3 tRNA genes and 3 rRNA genes are annotated in these 5,818 nt (G+C 52.0%); all 6 read right to left on the bottom strand.

Annotated features, from left to right (window positions below):
* Positions 1-84: 84 nt before the first annotated feature.
* Positions 85-161, bottom strand: a tRNA-Asp gene (locus ACIQWA_RS40840).
* A gap of 94 nt (positions 162-255) precedes the next feature.
* Positions 256-371 (bottom strand): 5S ribosomal RNA (gene rrf, locus ACIQWA_RS40835).
* A gap of 99 nt (positions 372-470) precedes the next feature.
* A 23S ribosomal RNA gene (locus tag ACIQWA_RS40830) occupies positions 471-3,378 on the bottom strand.
* 207 nt (positions 3,379-3,585) lie between these two features.
* Positions 3,586-3,661 (bottom strand) — tRNA-Ala (locus ACIQWA_RS40825).
* Positions 3,662-3,699: 38 nt separating this feature from the next.
* Positions 3,700-3,776 (bottom strand) — tRNA-Ile (locus tag ACIQWA_RS40820).
* A 74-nt stretch (positions 3,777-3,850) separates the two neighbouring features.
* Positions 3,851-5,392: ribosomal RNA gene (locus tag ACIQWA_RS40815) — 16S ribosomal RNA — on the bottom strand.
* Together the 16S, 23S and 5S rRNA genes with 3 tRNA genes alongside form the textbook arrangement of a ribosomal RNA operon.
* Positions 5,393-5,818 lie beyond the last annotated feature (426 nt).

Raw genomic sequence — 5,818 nt, 5'->3', positions numbered from 1 at the left:
AGACCGGTGCTCTACCAACTGAGCTACGCCCCTAAATCTCGCTTAACATTATGCCTGCTAATAAAGCAGGCATAATTAAATAAGTGGCGGAACGGACGGGGCTCGAACCCGCGACCCCCTGCGTGACAGGCAGGTATTCTAACCAACTGAACTACCGCTCCACCGATTCTTTTACGTTGCATCTCTCGATGCCGGCAAATTCGCGCTTTGCGATTTGCGCATTACCAGTCGTCACACTGATAACGTTTATTTGATGCCTGGCAGTGTCCTACTCTCGCATGGGGAGACCCCACACTACCATCGGCGCTACGGCGTTTCACTTCTGAGTTCGGCATGGGGTCAGGTGGGACCACCGCGCTATTGCCGCCAGGCAAATTCTGTTTCATTCCAACCGCCTCACTTCCATGAAGCCATCAGAACCAATCTCGGAACGTCGCTGAAAATCTCTCTAAAAACACCTTCGGTGTTGTAAGGTTAAGCCTCACGGATCATTAGTACTGGTTAGCTCAATGCATCGCTGCACTTACACACCCAGCCTATCAACGTCTTAGTCTTAAACGTTCCTTCAGGGACCTTAAAGGCCCAGGGAAGACTCATCTTGAGGCAAGTTTCGCGCTTAGATGCTTTCAGCGCTTATCTTTTCCGCACTTAGCTACCGGGCAATGCCATTGGCATGACAACCCGAACACCAGTGGTGCGTTCACTCCGGTCCTCTCGTACTAGGAGCAACCCCTCTCAATCTTCCAACGCCCACGGCAGATAGGGACCGAACTGTCTCACGACGTTCTAAACCCAGCTCGCGTACCACTTTAAATGGCGAACAGCCATACCCTTGGGACCTACTTCAGCCCCAGGATGTGATGAGCCGACATCGAGGTGCCAAACACCGCCGTCGATATGAACTCTTGGGCGGTATCAGCCTGTTATCCCCGGAGTACCTTTTATCCGTTGAGCGATGGCCCTTCCATTCAGAACCACCGGATCACTAAGACCTACTTTCGTACCTGCTCGAGCCGTCACTCTCGCAGTCAAGCTAGCTTATGCCTTTGCACTAACCTCACGATGTCCGACCGTGATTAGCTAACCTTCGTGCTCCTCCGTTACTCTTTGGGAGGAGACCGCCCCAGTCAAACTACCCACCAGACACTGTCCTCACCCCAGATTATGGGGCCGAGTTAGAACATCAAACATTAAAGGGTGGTATTTCAAGGATGGCTCCACGCAGACTGGCGTCCACGCTTCAAAGCCTCCCACCTATCCTACACATCAAGGCTCAATGTTCAGTGTCAAGCTATAGTAAAGGTTCACGGGGTCTTTCCGTCTTGCCGCGGGTACACTGCATCTTCACAGCGAGTTCAATTTCACTGAGTCTCGGGTGGAGACAGCCTGGCCATCATTACGCCATTCGTGCAGGTCGGAACTTACCCGACAAGGAATTTCGCTACCTTAGGACCGTTATAGTTACGGCCGCCGTTTACTGGGGCTTCGATCAAGAGCTTCGCCTTGCGGCTGACCCCATCAATTAACCTTCCAGCACCGGGCAGGCGTCACACCGTATACGTCCACTTTCGTGTTTGCACAGTGCTGTGTTTTTATTAAACAGTTGCAGCCAGCTGGTATCTTCGACTGGCTTCAGCTCCATCCGCAAGGGACTTCACCTACATGCCAGCGTGCCTTCTCCCGAAGTTACGGCACCATTTTGCCTAGTTCCTTCACCCGAGTTCTCTCAAGCGCCTTGGTATTCTCTACCTGACCACCTGTGTCGGTTTGGGGTACGATTTAATGTTACCTGATGCTTAGAGGATTTTCCTGGAAGCAGGGCATCAACTACTTCTGCACCGTAGTGCATCGTCATCACGCCTCAGGGTTAGTATGCAACCGGATTTACCAGGTCACACCCCCTACACGCTTAAACCGGGACAACCGTCGCCCGGCTAGCCTAGCCTTCTCCGTCCCCCCTTCGCAGTAACACCAAGTACAGGAATATTAACCTGTTTCCCATCGACTACGCTTTTCAGCCTCGCCTTAGGGGTCGACTCACCCTGCCCCGATTAACGTTGGACAGGAACCCTTGGTCTTCCGGCGAGCGGGCTTTTCACCCGCTTTATCGTTACTTATGTCAGCATTCGCACTTCTGATACCTCCAGCAACCCTCACAGGCCACCTTCAACGGCTTACAGAACGCTCCCCTACCCAACAACGCCTAAGCGTCGCTGCCGCAGCTTCGGTGCATGGTTTAGCCCCGTTACATCTTCCGCGCAGGCCGACTCGACCAGTGAGCTATTACGCTTTCTTTAAATGATGGCTGCTTCTAAGCCAACATCCTGGCTGTCTATGCCTTCCCACATCGTTTCCCACTTAACCATGACTTTGGGACCTTAGCTGGCGGTCTGGGTTGTTTCCCTCTTCACGACGGACGTTAGCACCCGCCGTGTGTCTCCCGTGATAACATTCTTCGGTATTCGGAGTTTGCATCGGTTTGGTAAGCCGGGATGGCCCCCTAGCCGAAACAGTGCTCTACCCCCGAAGATGAGTTCACGAGGCGCTACCTAAATAGCTTTCGGGGAGAACCAGCTATCTCCCGGTTTGATTGGCCTTTCACCCCCAGCCACAAGTCATCCGCTAATTTTTCAACATTAGTCGGTTCGGTCCTCCAGTTAGTGTTACCCAACCTTCAACCTGCCCATGGCTAGATCACCGGGTTTCGGGTCTATACCTTGCAACTAATCGCCCAGTTAAGACTCGGTTTCCCTACGGCTCCCCTATACGGTTAACCTTGCTACAAAATATAAGTCGCTGACCCATTATACAAAAGGTACGCAGTCACACCACGAAGGTGCTCCCACTGCTTGTACGTACACGGTTTCAGGTTCTATTTCACTCCCCTCGCCGGGGTTCTTTTCGCCTTTCCCTCACGGTACTGGTTCACTATCGGTCAGTCAGGAGTATTTAGCCTTGGAGGATGGTCCCCCCATATTCAGACAGGATGTCACGTGTCCCGCCCTACTCATCGAACTCACGACCTGTGCATTTTAGTGTACGGGGCTATCACCCTTTACTGCGCGACTTTCCAGACGCTTCCACTAACACACAAGCCGATTCAGGTTCTGGGCTCCTCCCCGTTCGCTCGCCGCTACTGGGGGAATCTCGGTTGATTTCTTTTCCTCGGGGTACTTAGATGTTTCAGTTCCCCCGGTTCGCCTCATGCCACTATGTATTCATGACATGATAGTGTGTCGAAACACACTGGGTTTCCCCATTCGGGTATCGCCGGTTATAACGGTTCATATCACCTTACCGACGCTTTTCGCAGATTAGCACGCCCTTCATCGCCTCTGACTGCCTAGGCATCCACCGTATACGCTTAGTCACTTAACCTCACAACCCGAAGATGTTTCCATCGTTCGTGCTGCAAACATTTGAGAGACTCTATGACAGGTTACTCTTCATCCCAGTACATCTACGGAGGGATAAATTTCAGCCGTCATGTTTCAATTTTCAGCTTGTTCCAGATTGTTAAAGAGCAAAATACTTCGCAGCATACTGTCGCCAATATACTCTGAAGTATTGAAATACCGGACTATATGGTGGAGCTAAGCGGGATCGAACCGCTGACCTCCTGCGTGCAAGGCAGGCGCTCTCCCAGCTGAGCTATAGCCCCATACAGTCACGTGCAGTACCTTTTCCACTTCGAAGAAGTGGTAGGCCTGAGTGGACTTGAACCACCGACCTCACCCTTATCAGGGGTGCGCTCTAACCACCTGAGCTACAAGCCTATAAAGGTATTTCTGCTCGTTACTTTTCATCAGACAATCTGTGTGAGCACGCCACTCGAATCAATATCTTTAGGTAAGGAGGTGATCCAACCGCAGGTTCCCCTACGGTTACCTTGTTACGACTTCACCCCAGTCATGAATCACAAAGTGGTAAGCGCCCTCCCGAAGGTTAAGCTACCTACTTCTTTTGCAACCCACTCCCATGGTGTGACGGGCGGTGTGTACAAGGCCCGGGAACGTATTCACCGTAGCATTCTGATCTACGATTACTAGCGATTCCGACTTCATGGAGTCGAGTTGCAGACTCCAATCCGGACTACGACATACTTTATGAGGTCCGCTTGCTCTCGCGAGGTCGCTTCTCTTTGTATATGCCATTGTAGCACGTGTGTAGCCCTACTCGTAAGGGCCATGATGACTTGACGTCATCCCCACCTTCCTCCAGTTTATCACTGGCAGTCTCCTTTGAGTTCCCGGCCGAACCGCTGGCAACAAAGGATAAGGGTTGCGCTCGTTGCGGGACTTAACCCAACATTTCACAACACGAGCTGACGACAGCCATGCAGCACCTGTCTCAGAGTTCCCGAAGGCACCAAAGCATCTCTGCTAAGTTCTCTGGATGTCAAGAGTAGGTAAGGTTCTTCGCGTTGCATCGAATTAAACCACATGCTCCACCGCTTGTGCGGGCCCCCGTCAATTCATTTGAGTTTTAACCTTGCGGCCGTACTCCCCAGGCGGTCGATTTAACGCGTTAGCTCCGGAAGCCACGCCTCAAGGGCACAACCTCCAAATCGACATCGTTTACAGCGTGGACTACCAGGGTATCTAATCCTGTTTGCTCCCCACGCTTTCGCACCTGAGCGTCAGTCTTCGTCCAGGGGGCCGCCTTCGCCACCGGTATTCCTCCAGATCTCTACGCATTTCACCGCTACACCTGGAATTCTACCCCCCTCTACGAGACTCTAGCTTGCCAGTTTCAAATGCAGTTCCCAGGTTGAGCCCGGGGATTTCACATCTGACTTAACAAACCGCCTGCGTGCGCTTTACGCCCAGTAATTCCGATTAACGCTTGCACCCTCCGTATTACCGCGGCTGCTGGCACGGAGTTAGCCGGTGCTTCTTCTGCGAGTAACGTCAATTGATGAACGTATTAAGTTCACCACCTTCCTCCTCGCTGAAAGTGCTTTACAACCCGAAGGCCTTCTTCACACACGCGGCATGGCTGCATCAGGCTTGCGCCCATTGTGCAATATTCCCCACTGCTGCCTCCCGTAGGAGTCTGGACCGTGTCTCAGTTCCAGTGTGGCTGGTCATCCTCTCAGACCAGCTAGGGATCGTCGCCTAGGTGAGCCATTACCCCACCTACTAGCTAATCCCATCTGGGCACATCTGATGGCAAGAGGCCCGAAGGTCCCCCTCTTTGGTCTTGCGACGTTATGCGGTATTAGCTACCGTTTCCAGTAGTTATCCCCCTCCATCAGGCAGTTTCCCAGACATTACTCACCCGTCCGCCGCTCGTCACCCAGGGAGCAAGCTCCCCTGTGCTACCGCTCGACTTGCATGTGTTAAGCCTGCCGCCAGCGTTCAATCTGAGCCATGATCAAACTCTTCAATTAAAAGCTTGATTTGCTTCCACTCGAGAAGCGATGCTCAAAGATTTACTGCATGAATTTTACTTCAGTTAGTCACTCTTCAAGACTTGATATTTTTTTGCATCCGAAGATGCTGGATATCGTCTTGTGGAGTGCCCACACAGATTGTCTGATAAATTGTTAAAGAGCAGCGCCGAGAAACTCATCGGCGCGGGCTGCGTATATTACGCTTTTCGCCCTGAGAGTCAAGCGTTTATTTCGCTTTCTTCTCGCTGACCCGGCGGCTTGTCAGTCGTTGTTCCCGGTCAGTGGAGGCGCATTATAGGGAGTTCTCGGCAGGCCGCAACCCCTATTTTCAATATTTTTTCCGACCGTTGAATGTTTAACCAAAACACCGTTAAAGCGGCAGTTTTTTCAACGATTTAAAGCCATAACCCTGCAAAACGGGCA

Source organism: Kitasatospora sp. NPDC098652, from assembly GCF_044760155.1.
Classification (GTDB): Bacteria; Actinomycetota; Actinomycetes; order Streptomycetales; family Streptomycetaceae; genus Kitasatospora.
Note: the sequence above shows the minus strand (reverse complement) of the source record. Positions and strands in the feature narration are given on the sequence as shown.